The sequence below is a fragment of the Enteractinococcus helveticum genome, assembly GCF_001657475.1.
Lineage (GTDB): Bacteria > Actinomycetota > Actinomycetes > Actinomycetales > Micrococcaceae > Yaniella > Yaniella helvetica.
Genome location: NZ_LXEY01000092.1, coordinates 1 through 1615 on the forward strand (window position 1 = coordinate 1; position 1615 = coordinate 1615).

General features: G+C 57.2%; 1 protein-coding gene. It reads left to right on the forward strand.

Features of this window, described 5'->3' with window-relative positions; genetic code table 11:
* The first annotated feature begins 165 nt into the window (after positions 1-165).
* Positions 166-1580 (forward strand): IS3 family transposase gene (locus tag A6F49_RS14710; RefSeq protein ID WP_150119535.1). Its coding sequence is split into 2 segments (ribosomal slippage): positions 166-493 and positions 493-1580, totalling 1416 coding nucleotides; the frame shifts between segments, so codons are not numbered across the junction.
* Positions 1581-1615 lie beyond the last annotated feature (35 nt).

Here is a 1615-nt window from a genome sequence, read left to right on the forward strand (position 1 = left end):
CCCTATCTGTCAGGATGGGATGAGACCAGCGGCTCTTAGCAAGTTCCGTTTTTGATAGGGCTCGTTTCAGAAAGATTTGTCTTGACTACTTCTTCGTATGCCATCTCCTCGCCTGCCGTGGCAGGACCCGTTTCGGGTTTAGCTTCGGTGGCTGATAATGGGATCATGAGCACTGATGGTTCCACCGATAAGCCCCGCCGCCGGGTGATCAGCCCGGCCGAAAAACTGCAGCACCTGGAAGCCTACGATCAGGCGATCCAAACGCATGAAGGTGGCGCGTATTTACGGGCCAATGGGTTGTATTCTTCCCAGATCGTCCAGTGGCGCAAACAACGTGATGCTGGCATGTTTGATGGCAAACAGCCCGGTGAGGCCATTGGAAAACCCACCAAGGAACAGGCCGAGATCGCGCGGTTGAAACGCCAGCTGGCAGACCGGGAACGCGACCTTGAAACCACCCAGACTGCCCTGGATATTATGGGAAAAGCGCATGCGCTCTTGGAGCAGCTCTCCAAGAGCGCGGACTCCCAGGATCCCAAGCGCAACAACCACTAAGACAGGCCTACCTGCAGTTGGTTGACGCGAACGTGCCGATGCGCCAGGCCCAAGCGCTCACCGGGGTCAGCCGGTCTACGATGCATCGAGTCGCCCAGGCTGAAGCTCGTGGTGGGGCCGGGGACAAACACCCGGTGCCCCGGCCGGAGCCAGCGAATAAGTTGTCTGCAACAGAACGAGATCACGTGTTGGCGGTGTTGCATAGTGACCGCTTCGTGGATCAAGCACCCCAGCAGGTGTATGCCACGCTGCTATCCGAGGGCCAATACTTGTGTTCGGTTTCCACGATGTATCGGCTGTTGCACGACAACGCCCAGGTGACCGAACGGCGTCGGCAGGCACGACACCCGGCACGCAAAGTCCCGGAGCTGGTAGCCACCGCAGCGGGTGAGGTCTTTTCTTGGGATATCACCAAACTGGCTGGCCCGACCAAGGGCGTCTACTACGACGCCTATGTCATGCTGGATATTTTTTCGCGGTTCATTGTCGGTTGTGTCGTCCATGCCCGCGAATCTGCTGGCCTAGCTGAGGAATTCATGGCCACTGTGTTTGGAGTATATGGGATTCCCAAAGTCGTCCATGCTGATCGAGGCTCGTCGATGACCTCGAAACCCGTGGCCGCGCTGTTATCGGACTTGGATGTTGTGAAATCACATTCCCGGCCCAAGGTTTCCAACGATAACCCCTACTCAGAGGCGGCTTTCAAGACACTGAAATACCTGCCTGAATTCCCGGAACGCTTTGGATCCTTGCACCACGCACGGTCGTTTATGGCTGACTTCGTCGAGGCCTATAACCATGAACACCGGCATTCCGGGATCGGGTTTCACACTCCAGCCGATGTGCATTTCGGTTTGACTACCGAAGTCGACCAGGCTCGTCACCAGGCGATGCACGCTGCCTGGCAAGCCTACCCAGAACGGTTTGCCAAACATGAGCTGCCCAAAACCCTGCAGCTGCCAGCAGCCGCCTGGATCAACCAGCCCACCGAACCGTCACAAAAGGACACACAACTCGCTGCCTAAACACTCGCTGGTCTCACCCGACTTGAAAATTACCG